Here is a 16,437-nt window from a genome sequence, read left to right on the forward strand (position 1 = left end):
CGTTTCACTTACTCACTTCACGGATAGACAACCTATGGCGCTATACGTACAGAAGTTCGGTGGCACCTCGGTGGGCTCGGTCGAGCGCATCAAGGCCGTCGCCGATAAAGTCAAACGCTACCGCGACGACGGCCATCAGGTCGTGGTGGTGGTCTCGGCGATGAGTGGCGAGACCAACCGGCTGATCGAACTCGCCGGCCAGATCAACGACGAGCCGACGCCGCGCGAGATGGACATGCTGGTGTCCACCGGCGAGCAGGTCACCAGCTCGCTGCTGGCCATGGCCCTGCACAAGCTGGGCGTGCCGGCGACTTCCTACACCGGCGGCCAGGTCGGCATCCAGACCGACAGCGCGCACACCAAGGCACGCATCCAGCGCATCGAAACCGATGAGCTGCGCCAGGATCTCGACGAAGGCCAGGTGGTGGTGGTTGCCGGTTTCCAGGGAATCGACGAAGAGGGCAACATCACCACCCTGGGGCGCGGTGGCTCGGACACCACCGGGGTCGCCCTGGCGGCGGCGCTCAAGGCCGATGAATGCCAGATCTACACCGACGTCGACGGCGTCTACACCACCGATCCGCGGGTCTGCTCCAAGGCGCGTCGCCTGGAGTCGATCACCGTCGAGGAGATGCTCGAGCTGGCCAGCCTGGGCTCCAAGGTCCTGCAGATTCGTGCCGTCGAGTTCGCCGGCAAGTACAACGTCCCGCTGCGCGTGCTCTCGAGCTTCGAGGAGGGCGCCGGCACCCTGATCGTCGCTGATTCAGATGAAGAAGAGGATTCCATGGAAGAGCCGCTGATCTCCGGTATCGCCTTTACCGCCAACGAAGCCAAGCTGACCCTGCTCAACACGCCGGACGTGCCGGGCGTCGCCTCGCGAATCCTGGGCCCGATCGCCGACGCCAACATCGAAGTCGACATGATCGTCCAGAACGTGGCGCCGGCCGGCGATTACACCGACTTCACCTTTACCGTGGCCAAGGGCGATTTCAAGCAGACCCAGCGCATTCTCCAGGACGAGGTGATTCCGGCGCTGGGCGGCGGCGAGCTGCGTGGCGACGACAACATCGCCAAGGTGTCGCTGGTCGGTGTCGGCATGCGCTCTCACGCCGGTGTTGCTTCAAAGATGTTCCGCACGCTGTCCGACGAGAACATCAATATCCGCATGGTTTCCACCTCCGAGATCAAGATCTCCGTGGTGATCGACGAAAAGCACATGGAACTCGCGGTGCGTGCCCTGCACAAGGCGTTCGGCCTGGACAAGGACGACATCGAAAGCGAGTGAATCGGGCATAACGTGCCATGCGTTCTACGCTAGTGGTTGTAAGGAAACGCGAGCGGGCCGCACGGCTTTCATTCAACGTGGCGATCGGGTTTCATGGCTCGCTGAATTTGGCTCAGGCAGGTGTATGGCGCATAATCGTGCGCCATGCCTTCTATTGGCTGTAAAAATGCGCGCATCCCGTTGGAAGAACGTCTGAAAGGAGATCAGTCATGCTCATCCTGACCCGCCGAGTCGGCGAGACCTTGATGATCGGCGATGAGGTTACCGTCACGGTTTTAGGTGTCAAAGGTAATCAGGTCCGTATCGGTGTCAACGCGCCCAGGGACGTCGCCGTCCATCGCGAAGAGATCTACCAGCGCATTCAGCGTGAACAGACCGGCAACGACAGCAGCGAATGAGGTCCAGGGGTGTCTGAGAACGCCTTCCGAAAAAAACCTGGCAAGGGTGGACAAGATTCAACAGAAACGGTAACATACGCGCCGTGTTGATGAGGGAGAGGTGGCCGAGTGGCTGAAGGCGCTCCCCTGCTAAGGGAGTATAGGGCTTATACCCCTATCGAGGGTTCGAATCCCTCCCTCTCCGCCATACAAGCGTATATGTGCCCTCGACACGATCGTGAAGATGCATCGAAGATGCGCCCGTAGCTCAGCTGGATAGAGTACCTGACTACGAATCAGGTGGTCGGAGGTTCGAATCCTCCCGGGCGCGCCATCTTCCTGCCGATGGGTGTTTTTATTCACGCCCATTCCGCGTTTGGCAGCGAGTCAACGGGTTCGATTCAGCCAGCGTCGTCGTACTGCAAGCGAGCATTGCAGGCGAGAAATTGTAAAGTTGTAGAGCAGTGCACCGTGTTTAGCGCCCGTAGCTCAGCTGGATAGAGTACCTGACTACGAATCAGGTGGTCGGAGGTTCGAATCCTCCCGGGCGCGCCAGATCCCGATCCGCTCTCGCCTTTATGGTGAGAGCGGATTTTCGTTGGTAGGCTGTTTTTGCGAGTCGTTTCAAGAGATTTTCTCGACGCTTGCTTTCATGAATTTCCTTGGCAGCTTCAAGGGCCGTCGGCTAACGTCGCGGCCCCGAGGGGTCGTTTCGAGGCGCGCTGCCTGGCAGTGCGCCTCTTTTTTTATTATGCGGCGCTCAGTCGGCGAGGGCTGTCTCGGAGACTTCGGGAGCGCCATGCAGGCCGGCGAGGAACGGCGCCAGGCGCGTCTCGCGGCGCAGCGCCTGGAAGCGGCGGGCAGCTTCGTCGTCGCGCCCGCGCATCTGGTTGAGCCACTGTTTCAGCAGCGCCACCACCACTTTCTCCGGTAACGTCTCACACTGGCGGCGGGCGTAGGCGTCGAGAATGTCCGCGCGGCGCTGCCAGCGCGTTTCCGGCAACCGCTCGCCGGTGCGTTGCCAGTGGCGGATACGTGCCGGCAACGCCGGGTCGGCAAGCACCGCGCGGCCCAGCATCACGTCCTCGCAGCCCGACAGGCTGCGCGCCTTCCAGTAGTCGGCGAGCGTCCAGATATCGCCGTTGGCGATCACCGGGATGGTCAGCCGCTGGCGAATGCGCGCGATCCATTCCCAGTGCGCCGGAGGCCGGTAGCCCTCGTTGCGGGTCCGCGCGTGGACCACCAGATGTCGGGCGCCGCCGTCCTCGGCGGCCTGGGCGCAGGCCAGCGCCAGACGCCGGTCGGCGAAGCCCAGGCGGATCTTGGCGGTCACCGGTATCCGCTCGCCGACCGCCTCGCTCACCGCCGACACCACCCGCTGGACCCGCTGCGGATCACGCAGCAGCGAGGCGCCGCCATCGTGACGGTTGACGGTCTTGGCCGGGCAGCCGAAATTCAGATCCAGGCCGGTGGCGCCCAGGCGCAGCGCCTGGCGGGCATTGGCCGCCAGCGCCGCGGGGTCGGAGCCCAGCAGCTGCAGATGCACCGGCACGCCGCTCGGCGTCGCCACCGCGTCCTGGCGGGCCTGACGTCGGTCCGGGTGAAGCTCCGGGCAGTGCTTGTAGAACACCCGCGGCGGCAGTCGCGCATCGACCACCCGCACGAATTCGGTCACCGTCCAGTCAAGGCCCTTGTCTCGCGTCAACAGATCGCGGGTCACGGCATCGATGACGCCTTCCATGGGCGCCAAGCCGATTCGGCCGGGATGAAGTAGCTTGGCCACGTGGCAACCTAACTCTGAGTATGTGAGACGCCGTGAACTCAGGCGGGACATTGTACCCGTCGCAGTGCGACGGCGAGACGCGGAACCGATAGCGCATCAGGCCGCGATACTGGGCTGACGCATCACGCCCATCACCAGGCCGAGCACCTGGACGTCATCGTTCTTCAGATAGATCGGCGGCATGCTGGCGTTGGCCGGCTGCAGGCGCACCCCCGACTTGTCGATGTAGAGCTTCTTCAGGGTGACTTCCTTATCGTTGATCATCACCACCGCGGTTTCGCCGTTCTCGGCGCTCTCCTGACGCTCGATGATGATCACGTCGCCGTCGAAGATGTTGCAGTCGATCATCGAGTTGCCGCGCACCCGCAGGGCATAGGTATTGCGACGCACCATGCGCGAGGGGATCGACACCGTGCTGGTGTCGGGACAGGCCTCGATCGGCAGGCCGGCGGCGACCTGGCCGAGCAGCGGGATCTCGACCAGATCGGTTGCGTCGATCGCCTCCCAGGCGCCGTCGTTGAGCGGCAGGTTGGGCTGGCGTTGCAGATAGTGCGGTGTGGCGTGCTGCATGACCCTCTCCCTCGAGTGCGAGGCCGTCGGAACGAAGCCAGAGCCCTGAAGGCAGGACCCGGCGCCCACGGCAATGCGCATCATAGCAAGCCCGGCGAGGCGGGCAAACGCACGCGACCAACATTCATCGCCGGCGGTCGCGGCGTCCGCCGACGGGCATAGAATCACCGCTTGGGCGCGGCCCGGCAGTTCGGTAGACTCACCGGTTGACCGTTGGCGTCGAGGAAACCCCACACCCGCATGCGTCTCAAATCGATCAAGCTGGCCGGCTTCAAGTCGTTCGTCGACCCCGTGAGCGTGCCGTTCGACAGCAGCATGACGGCGATCGTTGGACCCAACGGCTGCGGCAAGTCCAACGTCATCGACGCGGTGCGCTGGGTGATGGGCGAATCCTCGGCGAAGACGCTGCGCGGCGAGTCGATGACCGACGTGATCTTCAACGGCTCCACCGGGCGCAAGCCGGTGGGCCAGGCCTCGATCGAACTGTTGTTCGACAATCGCGACGGCAGCATGGGCGGGCCCTATGCCCAGTACGCCGAGATCGGCGTCAAGCGCGTGGTCACCCGCGACAGCCAGTCGAGCTACTTCTTCAACGGCCAGAAGTGCCGGCGCCGCGACATCGCCGATCTGTTCATGGGCACCGGGCTGGGGCCGCGCTCCTACGCGATCATCGGCCAGGGCATGATCTCGCGGCTGATCGAGGCGCGTCCCGAGGAGCTGCGCTCGACGCTGGAGGAGGCCGCCGGCATCTCCAAGTACAAGGAGCGGCGCCGCGAGACCGAAAACCGCATGCGCCGCACCCAGGAGAACCTCGAGCGCCTCGACGACATTCGCGAGGAGCTCGACAGGCAGCTCGAACGCTTGAAGCGCCAGGCCGAGGCAGCGCGACGCTACCAGACCCTCAAGCAGCAGGAACATCGCCTCAAGGGCGAGTTGGCGCTGTTGCGCGGCCGTGCGCTGCGCGCCCGGCAGGGCGAGCAGGAACATCGCGTGCGCGAGCTGGAGACCCAGGTCGAGCGCGAGATCCTCGGCCAGCGCCAGTGCGAGAGTCGGCTCGAACAGTCGCGCCAGGAACACGACCGCCTGGCCGAACAGCTCGAGGCCCATCAGGCGCGCTTCTACGAGACCGGCGCGGCGATCGCCCGGCTCGAGCAGCGCCTCGAACACGCCCGCCACCAGCAGCAGCAATTGGCCCGCGAGCTCGAATCCGCCCGCCGCGAACTCGGCGAACTCGACGAACTCGGCGAGGCCGACGCCGAACGCCTGGCGCGACTCGACGAGCGCCTGGAGACCCTGGGCCCCGAGCAGGAGGAGACCGCCGAGTCGCTGGCCGAGCTCGAGGCGAGCCTCGACGAGGCCGAGACAGCCTATCAGGACGCGCAGCAGCGCTGGGAGCATTTCAACGAGGCGGATCGTCAGGCCTCCCACGACGCCGAGCGTGCCCAGGATCGGGTGCGCAACCTGGAGCGGGGCCTGGAAGCGCTGGGCGGCGACCTCCAGCGGCGCCGCCAGCAGCGCGACGAGCTGCCTGATCAGCGCGAGCTGCGCGAGCGTCGCGAGACGCACAACGAACAGCTCGCCGAGATCGATCTCGGGCTCGAAGCGCTGGAGGCCCGCCGCGACACCACCCAGGCCGCCCGCGACGCCGATCGCGAGGCGCTGCGCGAGCTGGAGGCCGCCCGCGAGGCGGATCGCCAGCGGCGCAGCCAGCTACAAGGCGAGCTGGCCTCGCTGGAGGCACTGATCGCCGCCAGTCTCGACGATCAGCACGCCGCGCTGGATACCTGGCTCGCCGAGCGCGGCCTGGCCGACGCCCCGCGGTTGGCCGAGGGGCTGAATGTTGCGCCTGGCTGGGAGCGCGCGGTGTCCTGGGTGTTGGCGTCCTGGCTCAACGCGCGGCTGCTGCCGGAGTTGCCGCGCCGGGCACTGGATAGCGCCCCGCAAAGCGGCGAGCTGGCGCTGGTCGAAGGCGCCGCGGGCGGGCCGGCGGCGGCGGGAACGCTGGCCGAGCAGGTCGAGGGCGCCGGCGCCGCGACATCGATACTGGTGCGGATTCGCTGCGCCGATGACGCCGGCGAGGCCTGGGCGCTGCGTGACGCGCTGGCCCCCGGCGAGAGCGTGCTCAGCGCCGACGGACTGTGGCTGGGCGACGGCTGGGCGCGCTATCTGGGCCTCGCCGATGGCGCCGACAGCGTGCTCGCCCAGCAGCGCCGGCGCGATGCGGCCCGCCTCGAGCTGGAGCGGCTGGAAGCGCGGCTCGCCGAGTGCGAACAGCGGCTCGACGCGCTTCAGGATCGCGACAGCGAACACGAAAGGAGCCTCGAGGAGGTGCGCGTCGCCGAGCGCGATCTCGGCGAGCGGCGTCAGCAGGCAGCGCTCGCCGAAGGCAACCTCGCCTTGCGGCTTGAACACGTCGATGCCCGCGCGCGGGAACTCGACGCGGACATCGCCGATCTTCAGGCGCAGCGCGAGAGCCGGGCGCTCGAACTCGAACAGGCCCGCGAACGCTGGCAGGCGGCGATGGGCGAACTCGAGGACAGCAGTCAGCGCCGCGAAACCCTCGAGCGCCAGCGCCGCGTTGCCCAGGAAGCGCTCGCCGCTCAGCGTGCTCGGCTGCGGCCGTTGCAGGAGCGTTCGCAGCAACTGGCGCTGGAGCATCAGCGGCTGACCGCCGAGCATGCCGGGCTGGCCGAGCAGCGCACGCGCAGCGCCGAGACGCGCGCCCGGCTCGAGGACAAGTGCGGGGAACTCGAGGCAAGCCGCGAAACCCTGCGCGAGCCCGAGGCCGAGGAACGCGAGCAGCTCGACGAACTGCTCGATCGCCACGCCCGCGAGGAACAAGCCCTCAACGCCTGTCGCGACGAGGCACAGCAGCTCGGCGAGCGGCTGCGTGAAACCGAGGCGACGCGTCAGCAGCACGAGCGCAATCTCGAGGGCATCCGCCATCAGCTGGAAGAGGGGCGCATGCAGGTGCAGGCGCTCAAGCTCAAGGCCGACGCCCAGGACGAGGTGCTCGCCGAACTGGGCTACGGTGGTGCAAAGACGCATGCGCTGGCCGAGGCACTCGATCCCGAGGCTACCGAATCGGTCTGGCAGACGCGCCTCGAGGAGGCCGCCGACAAGGTGCGCCGGCTGGGGGCGATCAACCTGGCGGCGATCGAGGAATATGACCAGCAAGCGGAACGCAGGGACTATCTCGAGGGTCAACATGCCGAGTTGAGTGAAGCGCTCGAGACCCTTGACCGGGCGATTCGCAAGATCGATCAGGAAACCCGGACCCGCTTCAAGGAGACTTTCGAACGGGTCAATGAGGGGTTCGGAGCGCTTTTTCCGCGGGTTTTCGGCGGCGGCGCGGCCTGGCTGACGCTGACCGGCGAGGATCTGCTGGAAACCGGAGTCGCCATCATGGCGCGCCCGCCGGGCAAGAAGAACAGCACCATTCATCTGCTCTCGGGGGGCGAAAAGGCATTGACCGCCTTGTCGCTGGTGTTTGCCATCTTCCAGCTCAATCCGGCGCCTTTCTGTATGCTCGACGAAGTCGATGCTCCACTCGATGATGCTAACGTGGGGCGCTACGCGAAGCTGGTTAAGGACATGTCCGAATCGGTGCAATTCATCTACATTACCCACAACAAGATCGCCATGGAGGCCGCCGAGCGGTTAATGGGCGTGACCATGCAGGAGCCGGGCGTGTCGCGTCTGGTTTCGGTGGGTGTCGAGGAGGCCGCAGAGCTTGCCGATGCATGAAAACTTTGCAGTCAATGCTTGCAGCCAATGCCGCAATGCATTAACAACGCAAAAGACCAACGATAAACAGGCAGAATTGAAGGGCGGTTGCACTGGGCTGAGGAAAGAGTTGACTTTCTAAATAAAGTGGCCTTTTTTTTAGCAATCGCGCTATGCTAGTGACCAACTGGACATCAGGCATGGCGCCTTAGCAAACAGGCAAGACGACCCATGGAACTAAGAGAGTGGTTGATCATCCTCGGGCTGGTATTGGTGGCAATCATCGTCGTCGACGGTGTGCGTCGCCTGCAACGCCAGCGTAAAGTCCCTCGCCTCGACGAGGTGCCGAGCGGTGCGAGTAAAGCGGATGAGGATAATGGCGAGGCGCTCGACCCCGAAGAGGCGGCGCGCCGGGCCGAAATCAATTGGGAGTTGCCCAACGGCGGGGCAAGGGTCGTCAGGCCGGCTGCGCAGACCCCAGTCGAGCCGAAGCCCAAGTTACAGCGTCAGGAGCATCCTGGACCTTCCAAGGTCTTTGCGCGCATGAGCCGCTCCGGCGAGCCGGATGAACGCATGGCGCATCGAGAGAGCCCGCGAGAGAGCCCGCCGGCGCAAGCGGGCCGCTACGCAGACGAACCTGCGCCCGCTGCCGAGGCGGCACGCGAAGAGAGCGCATCGCCGACGCCACGCCGCGAACCGAGCATGAATGTGGACGCGACCGAGCGAGCCACCGACACCGCCCAGCCGCGTCGCAGCGTCGAGCCGCCGGCGGTGCGCGATGACGATGAAGTGCCGGCCACCGATACCGATGCCGGCCGTGCGCGCGGCAAATCGGCGATGGCCGCCGCGTTGCGCTCCGGCGGTCAGCGTGTCTCGCAATCGATGCAACGCATGACCTCGGCGTGGCAGCGTCACGAAGCCGCGCCCGCGCTGCATGACGAAGACCATGAGCCGAGCCTGGACGGCAACGGTGGACGTAGCGAAGAGTCGCGTGGCGACGCACGCCGCGAAGAGTCCTGTGGCTTGGTCTTCCCGCGTTTCGCCGACCAGCGCCTGGAGCCGGTGGGCTCGACGGTTACTCAGGGTGGCGATGATGACGCCTACGAGGCCGAACGCCAGGACATCGTCAGCCACATGCCCCGCGAGGAAGCGCCGCGTGAGGACGTGGTGACGGTGCATCCGGTGGTCGAGAAGGCACAGCGTCATCACGTCAGCGCGCAGCGTGCCCGCGAAACGCTGGCACATTCCGACGAGATCGTGGTGATCAGCGTCATGTCGCGTAACGAGGAGGGTTTTGCCGGCACCGACCTGCTCAATCTGATGCTCGCCTGCGGCCTGCGTTACAGCGAGATGGGCATCTTCCTGCGCTACGAGACCGAGGACAACGAGAGCGAGTTGCAGTTCGCGATGGTCGACGTGGTCAAGCCGGGCACCTTCGATCTCGACACCATGGACGACTTCAGCACCCCGGGCGTGACCTTCCTGATGCCGCTGCCCGGCGCGCGGGATTCGGCGGCCGCCTTCGAGGCGATGGTCGAGACCGCGATGGTGATCGTGCGCAACCTGGGCGGCGAGCTGAAGGACGAGAATCGCAGCGTGATGACCGCGCAGACCGTCGAGTTCGCCCGCCAGCGGGTTCAGGAATTCGAACGTCGCTACCGGTTGCATCGCTCTCATGCCAACTGAGGCCAATTGAGGGCAACGGAAAAAAGCCGTCTCTCCCTTCTGTGAGCCCCTGACGGGGCTCTTTTTTTTGCGCCGCCGTCTTGCCGCGCTTCCGCTGCCGGCTTTGCCGGGCTGGCTTTGCCCCAGGCCGCGCGCGTCTTACACTCTGTCTTTTGCCGCACCGAGACCGCGCCTGTCATGAGCCAGACCGATCCCCAACTGCTCGACGAGATCAATCGCCTGCGCAGTGAACTCGACGACGCCAACTACCGCTATTACGTCCTCGACGAGCCGGAGCTCACCGACACCGACTACGATCGGCGTTTGCGACGCCTGGAGGAGATCGAGCAGGCCCACCCCGAACTGGTGACGGTGGATTCGCCGACCCAGCGGGTCGGCGCCGCGCCGGCCGAAGGCTTCGCCGCGGTCGAGCACGCGGTGCCGATGCTGTCGCTGGACAACGCCTTCGACGAGGACAAGATCGTGGCCTTCGCCAAGCGCCTCAATGATCTCCTGGAGCGTAGCGACGACGATCTGGCATTCTGCTGCGAACCCAAGCTGGACGGCCTGGCGGTGTCGCTGGTCTACGAGCAGGGGCGGTTCGTCAGCGGCGCCACCCGCGGCGACGGACGCACCGGCGAGGGCATCACCAGCAACCTGCGTACGCTGCGCTCGATCCCTCTCAGGCTGCGGGGCAGAGAATTTCCCGATTTACTGGAAGTGCGTGGCGAGGTCTACATGAGCCATTCCGGCTTCGAGGCGCTCAATGCGCGGGCCCGCAAGGAGGGCAGCAAGGTCTTCGCCAACCCGCGCAACGCCGCCGCCGGCAGCCTGCGCCAGCTGGACTCACGGATCACCGCCCGGCGCCCGCTGGAGTTCTGCGCCTATCAATTGGTCAGTCGGGAAGCTACCAGCCTTGCCAATATCGACGCTCCGCATAGCGAGCAAATGAAATGGCTACGATCCTGGGGCTTTCGCACCAGCCCGGAGCTTGCGGTCGTCAAGGGTAGTGCGGGCGTGCTCGACTACTGCCGGACCCTGGGCGAGAAGCGCGAGCGGCTCGATTACGATATCGACGGGGTGGTGCTCAAGGTCGACGACCTGCGAGCGCAGCGCGAACTGGGCTTCGTCGCCCGCGCGCCGCGCTGGGCCATCGCCTTCAAGTTTCCCGCCCAGGAACAGGCCACCCGGCTCAACGACGTCGAGTTCCAGGTCGGGCGTACCGGGGCGATCACGCCGGTGGCGCGGCTCGAGCCGGTCACCGTCGCCGGGGTCACGGTCGCCAACGCCTCGCTGCACAACGCCGACGAGATCGCCCGGCTGGGGGTGATGATCGGCGATAGCGTGGTGATCCGCCGCGCCGGCGACGTGATCCCCCAGGTGGTGCGGGTGGTCGCCGGCGAGCGCCCCGACGACGCTCGCGAGATCGTCTTTCCCGATCACTGCCCGGTATGCGGCTCCGCGATCGAGCGGATCGAGGGCGGGGTGGCGATCCGCTGTCCGGCCGGGCTTTATTGTGCGGCCCAGCGCAAGGAGGCGCTCAAGCACTTCGCCAGCCGACGGGCGCTGGATATCGACGGGCTCGGCGACAAGCTGATCGATGCGCTGGTCGAGCGCGGCTGGGTCAAGACGCCGGCCGAGCTGTTCGCGCTCGGCGCCGGCGATCTGGCCGAGCTGCCGCGGATGGGCGAGAAGTCCGCCGCCAACCTGGTCGGGGCCCTGGAGCGAGCCAAGCACACCACGCTGCCGCGCTTCATCTACGCGCTGGGCATCCGCGAGGTCGGCGAAGCCACCGCCAGCAACCTGGCGCGCCATTTCGGCACGCTTCAGGCGCTGATGGAGGCCAGCCAGGAAGCGCTGGAGGCGGTCGCGGATATCGGCCCGATCGTCGCCGCGCACATCCACGCCTTCTTCAGCGAGAGCCACAATCGCCAGACGGTGACCCAGCTGCTCGAAGCCGGGCTTAACTGGCATGAAGAGGCGGTAGACGAGCGTCCGCAGCCGCTGGCCGGCCAGAGCTGGGTGCTCACCGGCACGCTGGAGAACCTGACCCGCGACGAGGGCAAGGCGCGGCTGCAGGCGCTGGGCGCCAAGGTCGCCGGCAGCGTCTCGAAGAAGACCGCCGCGGTGGTCGCCGGCGAGGCCGCCGGCAGCAAGCTGGCCAGGGCGGAGGAACTGGGCGTCGAGGTGCTCGACGAAGCGACCTTCCTGGCGCGCCTCGATGAATGGGAGCAAGGCTGATGAATGATCGCTTCATCGAAGTACCGTATCGCATGCTGCCAGGCGAGACGCTGGATGCGCTGCTCGAGAGCTACGTCACCCGCCAGGGCTACGACACCACCGACACCGGCGAGGGCATGCGCGGCTGGGTGGTCGAGCTCAAGCGTCAGCTCGAACGTGGCGAACTGCTGATCGCTCATGATCTCGAGACCGAAACCACCGAAGTGATGACGCTGGCCCAGTGGCGCGCCTTCGGCCGCGACCTGGCCGATGACGAGGAAGACTAGATGGCCACGAGCCACGAGCCACGAGCCACGAGCCGCAAGCCGCAAGACAGGAGGCGCTCCGCTGCGCCAAAGTCACCAACTGCGCTGCCCTTATAGGGATCTCGCTGCATGTTGCGATGCAACACTCTCTTTCCTAGAGTAAGAGGTCGAGCCATCGCCATGACGGCACTTATCGCCAACGACGGGGTCGATTCGTTACCGTCTCGTCAGGGGGGCAACATGTCACGAGCCATGAATATCCTGGTATTGCAGGGCGGTGGGGCGCTCGGCGCCTATCAGGCCGGCGTCTACCAGGCGCTTCACGAGGCGAGCATCGAACCGGACTGGGTGGTGGGCACCTCGGTGGGCGCGATCAATGGCGCGCTGATCGCCGGCAATCGCCGCGAGGACAGCCTTGCCCGGCTAACGGCGTTCTGGACGCGCATCGCGCAACCCGGCTATAGCCAGGGCGCCGCGCTGGCGGACTATGAAGCGCGTACCGCCAAGTTCATGGCGCTGGCGTCCGGCGTGCCGGGTTTCTTTCGGCCGCGTCCGCCATGGCTGATCCCCTATACCCATAATCTCTGGGACGTTCCACCGAGCTTCTACGACACCGCACCGCTGCGCGAGACGCTGGAAGAGCTGGTCGACTTCGAGCGCCTGGGTACCCGCGATCTGCATGACGGCACCCGGCTGAGCGTCGGCACGGTGAATATCGCCAAGGGCGCGATGCGTTATTTCGACAGCCAGTACGATACCCTGCAAAGCGCGCATATTCTTGCCAGCGGCGCCCTGCCGCCGGGCTTTCCGCCGGTGTGGATCGACGGCGAGGCCTACTGGGACGGTGGGCTGTGCTCCAACACGCCGATGGACTATGTGGTGGAAAGCGAGCGTCCGGGCAGCGACATGCCGATCAATTGCTACGTCGTCGATCTGTGGAGCTCCGAAGGGCCGGTGCCCGAAACCATCGCCGATGCCATGCTGCGCGAGAAGGACATTCAGTATTCGACCCGCGCCGGTCACAACCTGCACTTTCTCAAGGAACTCAATCGCCAGCGTCAGGCGATCAAGACCTTGGGTCGGCACCTGACCGAGGAGGCGCGCCAGCGCCCCGAGATCCAGCAATTGCTGGAGCAGACGCAGCGCTCGCCGGTCAACATCGTACGACTGCTGGCGCCGGTTCGCGAGCGTGAAACCGCCCAGAAGGACATCGACTTTTCCTACGCCACGATCATGGAGCGCTGGCGGATGGGGCTCCGGGACATGACCCGCGCGCTTGAGATATGCCCCTGCCGGCGCGACCCGGTCAGCGACGACATCGGTGCCAATGTATGCAGTTACCGCAGTCGGCAGGACGGTGAGTTGGAAGACATGACCGATGCGTCTTACGTTTGAGCCGTTGCCAAGCGCTTTTTGATGAGGCTAGTTTTCTAGACTGAGCGACGCCGGTGGCGTCGCCCGCCAGCCTGGCACGCGTCAGGCGAATCGACCAAGGAGAGAGTGCAATGTCACAGCATCCGGCACAGGACCGCATCCAGGACAAGGTGGCGCTGATCACCGGCGCGGCCAGCGGGATCGGCAAGGAGATCGCGATTCTGTTTGCCCGCCAGGGGGCCAGGGTGGTGATTCTCGATCTCGATCGCGAGGCGGCCGAGGCGGCGGCCCGCGAGATCGCCGAGCAGGGCGGCACGGCGCTCGGCGTGGCCGCCGACGTGACCGACGAGGCCCAGGTCGAGGCCGCCTTCAAGCAGGTCGCGGATACCTACGGGCAACTCGACGTAATGATCGCCAACGCCGGTTCACAGCACGTCGAGCCGATTCACAAGCTCTCCTACGAGGCCTGGAAGAAGGTCACCAACATCCAGCTCGACGGCAGTTTCCTGACCACCCGCGCCGCCTTTCGCCAGATGATGCAGCAGGAAAGCGGCGGCTGTCTGCTCTACATGGGCTCGGTGCATTCCCACGAGGCTTCGGCGATGAAGTCGCCCTACGTCACCGCCAAGCACGGCCTGCTGGGGCTGTGCCGGACCATGGCCAAGGAGGGCGCGGCCTACGGCATCCGTGCCAACACCATCTGCCCAGGCTACGTGAAGACGCCGCTGGTCGAGAAGCAGATCCCCGATCAGGCCCGCGAGCACGGCATGAGCGAGGAGGAAGTGATCGAGAAGGTCTTCCTCAAGGACACCGTCGACAAGGAATTCACCACCGTCGCCGACGTCGCCGAGACCGCGCTGTATCTCGCCACCTTCCCCTCCAACGCGCTGACCGGCCAGTCGATCGTGGTCAGTCACGGCTGGTTCATGCAGTAATCCGCCAGCGGTGCCTTGCTGGTGTCCCGCTCACGCCACGGGCGGATTGTTGGCGCGCACCAGCTCGGCGATCAGGCGCCGGCCGGGATGCAGGTGATCGGCGAGCTCGCGTTCCATGGGCAACGGCTCGTTGCAGATCCGCGAGGCGATCAGTTCGGCGCATAGCGGCGCGCTGGCCAGCCCCCGCGAGCCATGCGCGGCGCTGATCCACAACCCCGGATGATGGACGCCGGGGGTTTGCGGCACGCGCCGGGCGTCCTTGGCCAGCGACGCGTAGTCGGCTCGCCAGCGGGGCGCATCCGGCACCGGCCCGGCGTAAGGCGTCTTGTCGGGGCTCGCCGCGCGCACCGCGGCGCGTCCGTCGAGTTCGCCCGGGGCCAGCCGCGCGCCGGCCTTCTCAAGCGCCTGCACGAAGCCCGGCAGTGCGCGCTTGAGTTCGGCCAGGTTCGCCGCATGATCGGCCTCGCGCAGCGCGGCGTCGTCATCGTTGGGCACGAAGCTGGCGCCGAAGCTCAGCACGCCGTCGCAGGCCGGCGCCACGTAACCGCCGGCGCAGACCACCCGCTCGAGCGTAGGGCTGCCCGGTGGCAACGCAACGCTCGATAGCTGGCCGCGGATCGGTTGCAACGGCAAATCGGCGTTCTGGGCGAAGCGGCTGGCCTGGGTCGCCGTGGCGATCACCACCTGATCGGCGACGAGCGTTTCGCCGCCCGCCAGTTCCAAGCGCCAGCCCGCTGCGTCGCGCCGCAGACTTTCGACCGCGGCGCGCCTGAACGTGACGCCCGGCGTGGCCGCCAATGCCCGGCAGAGTTCAGCGGGGCGCACCCAGCCGGCCTGTGGATACTCCAAGCCACCATGAGCGAGCGCCAACTTGCCGGTCAGCCCGGCGCGCTGGCTGGCCTGCTGCTCGTCGAGCCCCTCGACCACCGACGCCGGCAGGGCGTGATTGGCGAGAAAGCGCTGCTGACGGCGCGTCTCGCGCTCCCCCGTCGCCAGTTGCAGCACGCCGCAGTCCTGCCACAGCCGGCGCTGCGGATCGATCTCGGCGAGCCAGCGCCGGCTGTGCAGCAGCCCGGCCAGATAGACGCGGCTCTGACGATTGGTCTCGGCGGCCAGTTTGACGTAGAGCGCGCCCTGGCGATTGCCCGAGGCCCCGGCGCCGGGCGCCTGGCGATCGAGCAGGATGACCTGGACGCCGCGCCGCGCCAGGGCCTGGGCGACGCAGCCACCGGCCAGTCCGGCGCCGATCACCGCGACGTGCCGCGTTGGCTGGGGCGGCGGCGGAATGAACCAGGGCGTCCGCCGTCGCCGCTCGTCCTCGGCGGGCGTTGCCAACGTGGCGCACAGCATTTCGCGCTTGCGACCGAAGCCCGGCGCCTTGCGCCAGGCGAAGCCGGCGGCGGCGAGCCCGCGCTTGACGATCCCGGCGCAGGTGAAGGTGGCCACACTCGCCGCCGGCCGGCTGGCCAGGGCCATGGCCGCGAACAGTTCCGGGCGCCACATCTCGGGGTTCTTGCCGGGCGCGAAGCCGTCGAGAAACCAGGCGTCGACGTGGCCGTCCAACCGCGCCAGGCACTCGGCGCTGTCGCCGAAGTGCAAATCGAGGATCACGTTGTCGGCGAGCCATAGCCGGTGCACGCCACTGACCGGCTCGGGCCATTGCGCGAGCAGCCGACACGCCTTGGACGCCAGATCCGGCCAGGCGCTCAGCGCGCGCGCAAGGTCCGCGTGGGCGAGCGGGAAGCGCTCGGTGGAAACCAGGTGCAAGCGGGCTCCGCCCGGCGCATGAGTCTCGAAGCAGGCCCAGGCGCACAGCATGTTGAGCCCGGTGCCGAAACCGCTCTCGCCGATCACGAACGGGCGCGACGCTTGCCAGGCGGCGAAGCGCCGGGGCAGATCGTTGCCGGCGATGAACACGTGCTGGGTCTCGGCGCGACCATCGTGGCGCGAGAAATACACGTCGCCGAAGTGGCTGGAGTGTGGCGCCTCGCCGATCTCGTCCATCTGCCAGGTCAGTTCGGCCGGGGTCAGCGCGGTGAGCGGCGACTGCGGACGGGCAGGGTCATCGGCGCTTGGCAGCACGGCTACGCTCCTTAAAAAAACAACAGGCCTTGAACAAGCTGGCCTTGGATCAGCTGACCTCAAGCCAGTTGGTCATTATTTGATCGATCTTGGCGAGACGGCGTGGTCGTTGCCCAGGCGCGGGGTGTCCGCCGTCTCTTAACAGGGTTTTCCA

General features: G+C 66.4%; 11 protein-coding genes and 3 tRNA genes. 11 read left to right on the top strand and 3 right to left on the bottom strand.

Translation table 11 applies throughout. The features are described 5' to 3' along the window. Positions 1–34: 34 nt before the first annotated feature. From HALZIN_RS0101740 to HALZIN_RS0101760, 5 genes are all read left to right on the top strand, one after another. Entirely contained in the window at positions 35–1,285 is a 1,251-nt protein-coding gene (locus HALZIN_RS0101740) for an aspartate kinase (RefSeq protein ID WP_031382537.1), read from the top strand. Between the two features lie 209 nt (positions 1,286–1,494). After that, the gene (gene csrA / locus HALZIN_RS0101745; RefSeq protein WP_031382538.1) at positions 1,495–1,683 is read left to right on the top strand and encodes a carbon storage regulator CsrA; all 189 of its coding nucleotides are present in this window, start codon (positions 1,495–1,497) and stop codon (positions 1,681–1,683) included. A 94-nt stretch (positions 1,684–1,777) separates the two neighbouring features. Then, positions 1,778–1,870: transfer RNA gene (locus HALZIN_RS0101750), tRNA-Ser, on the top strand. 49 nt (positions 1,871–1,919) lie between these two features. Beyond that, positions 1,920–1,996 (top strand) — tRNA-Arg (locus tag HALZIN_RS0101755). 144 nt (positions 1,997–2,140) lie between these two features. Continuing rightward, positions 2,141–2,217, top strand: a tRNA-Arg gene (locus HALZIN_RS0101760). Between the two features lie 205 nt (positions 2,218–2,422). Here the strand turns inward: HALZIN_RS0101760 and HALZIN_RS0101765 are convergent. After that, the gene (locus HALZIN_RS0101765; RefSeq protein ID WP_035575077.1) at positions 2,423–3,403 is read right to left on the bottom strand and encodes a tRNA dihydrouridine synthase; all 981 of its coding nucleotides are present in this window, start codon (positions 3,401–3,403) and stop codon (positions 2,423–2,425) included. Positions 3,404–3,541: 138 nt separating this feature from the next. After that, complete coding sequence (gene lexA, locus HALZIN_RS0101770; protein WP_031382540.1) at positions 3,542–4,015, bottom strand: transcriptional repressor LexA; 474 nt, start codon at positions 4,013–4,015, stop codon at positions 3,542–3,544. A gap of 240 nt (positions 4,016–4,255) precedes the next feature. Here lexA and smc point away from each other — a divergent pair, with 240 nt between their 5' ends. The 6 genes from smc (at position 4,256) to HALZIN_RS0101800 (ending at position 14,201) form a co-directional block, all read left to right on the top strand. Further along, positions 4,256–7,762 carry a chromosome segregation protein SMC gene (gene smc / locus HALZIN_RS0101775; protein ID WP_031382541.1) on the top strand — a complete coding sequence of 1,169 codons (3,507 nt, stop codon included), beginning with the start codon at positions 4,256–4,258 and terminating at the stop codon, positions 7,760–7,762. A gap of 210 nt (positions 7,763–7,972) precedes the next feature. Then, a complete protein-coding gene (zipA, locus tag HALZIN_RS0101780; protein WP_031382542.1) occupies positions 7,973–9,427 on the top strand; it encodes a cell division protein ZipA in 1,455 nt (484 codons plus the stop codon). 177 nt (positions 9,428–9,604) lie between these two features. Then, positions 9,605–11,647 (top strand): NAD-dependent DNA ligase LigA, encoded by a 2,043-nt coding sequence (ligA, locus tag HALZIN_RS0101785; protein WP_031382543.1) that lies wholly within the window; start codon positions 9,605–9,607, stop codon positions 11,645–11,647. Next, complete coding sequence (locus HALZIN_RS0101790) at positions 11,647–11,913, top strand: YheU family protein (protein WP_031382544.1); 267 nt, start codon at positions 11,647–11,649, stop codon at positions 11,911–11,913. The genes ligA and HALZIN_RS0101790 overlap by 1 nt, the downstream gene beginning before the upstream one ends. A 219-nt stretch (positions 11,914–12,132) precedes the next feature. After that, positions 12,133–13,287 carry a patatin-like phospholipase family protein gene (locus HALZIN_RS0101795; RefSeq protein ID WP_160171079.1) on the top strand — a complete coding sequence of 385 codons (1,155 nt, stop codon included), beginning with the start codon at positions 12,133–12,135 and terminating at the stop codon, positions 13,285–13,287. A gap of 110 nt (positions 13,288–13,397) precedes the next feature. Further along, positions 13,398–14,201, top strand: a complete 804-nt coding sequence (locus HALZIN_RS0101800) for a 3-hydroxybutyrate dehydrogenase (RefSeq protein WP_031382546.1) — start codon at positions 13,398–13,400, stop codon at positions 14,199–14,201. Positions 14,202–14,231: 30 nt separating this feature from the next. Here HALZIN_RS0101800 and mnmC read toward each other — a convergent pair whose 3' ends face one another. After that, entirely contained in the window at positions 14,232–16,280 is a 2,049-nt protein-coding gene (gene mnmC / locus HALZIN_RS0101805; protein ID WP_031382547.1) for a bifunctional tRNA (5-methylaminomethyl-2-thiouridine)(34)-methyltransferase MnmC2/FAD-dependent 5-carboxymethylaminomethyl-2-thiouridine(34) oxidoreductase MnmC1, read from the bottom strand. Positions 16,281–16,437 lie beyond the last annotated feature (157 nt).

This window comes from Halomonas zincidurans B6 (genome assembly GCF_000731955.1).
Taxonomy (GTDB): Bacteria; Pseudomonadota; Gammaproteobacteria; order Pseudomonadales; family Halomonadaceae; genus Modicisalibacter; species Modicisalibacter zincidurans.

Coding starts and splice junctions, on each gene's coding strand:
- HALZIN_RS0101740 (WP_031382537.1), top strand. CDS start 35: ATGGCGCTATACGTACAGAAGTTCGGTGGCACCTCGGTGGGCTCGGTC.
- csrA (WP_031382538.1), top strand. CDS start 1,495: ATGCTCATCCTGACCCGCCGAGTCGGCGAGACCTTGATGATCGGCGAT.
- HALZIN_RS0101765 (WP_035575077.1), bottom strand. CDS start 3,403: ATGGAAGGCGTCATCGATGCCGTGACCCGCGATCTGTTGACGCGAGAC.
- lexA (WP_031382540.1), bottom strand. CDS start 4,015: ATGCAGCACGCCACACCGCACTATCTGCAACGCCAGCCCAACCTGCCG.
- smc (WP_031382541.1), top strand. CDS start 4,256: ATGCGTCTCAAATCGATCAAGCTGGCCGGCTTCAAGTCGTTCGTCGAC.
- zipA (WP_031382542.1), top strand. CDS start 7,973: ATGGAACTAAGAGAGTGGTTGATCATCCTCGGGCTGGTATTGGTGGCA.
- ligA (WP_031382543.1), top strand. CDS start 9,605: ATGAGCCAGACCGATCCCCAACTGCTCGACGAGATCAATCGCCTGCGC.
- HALZIN_RS0101790 (WP_031382544.1), top strand. CDS start 11,647: ATGAATGATCGCTTCATCGAAGTACCGTATCGCATGCTGCCAGGCGAG.
- HALZIN_RS0101795 (WP_160171079.1), top strand. CDS start 12,133: ATGTCACGAGCCATGAATATCCTGGTATTGCAGGGCGGTGGGGCGCTC.
- HALZIN_RS0101800 (WP_031382546.1), top strand. CDS start 13,398: ATGTCACAGCATCCGGCACAGGACCGCATCCAGGACAAGGTGGCGCTG.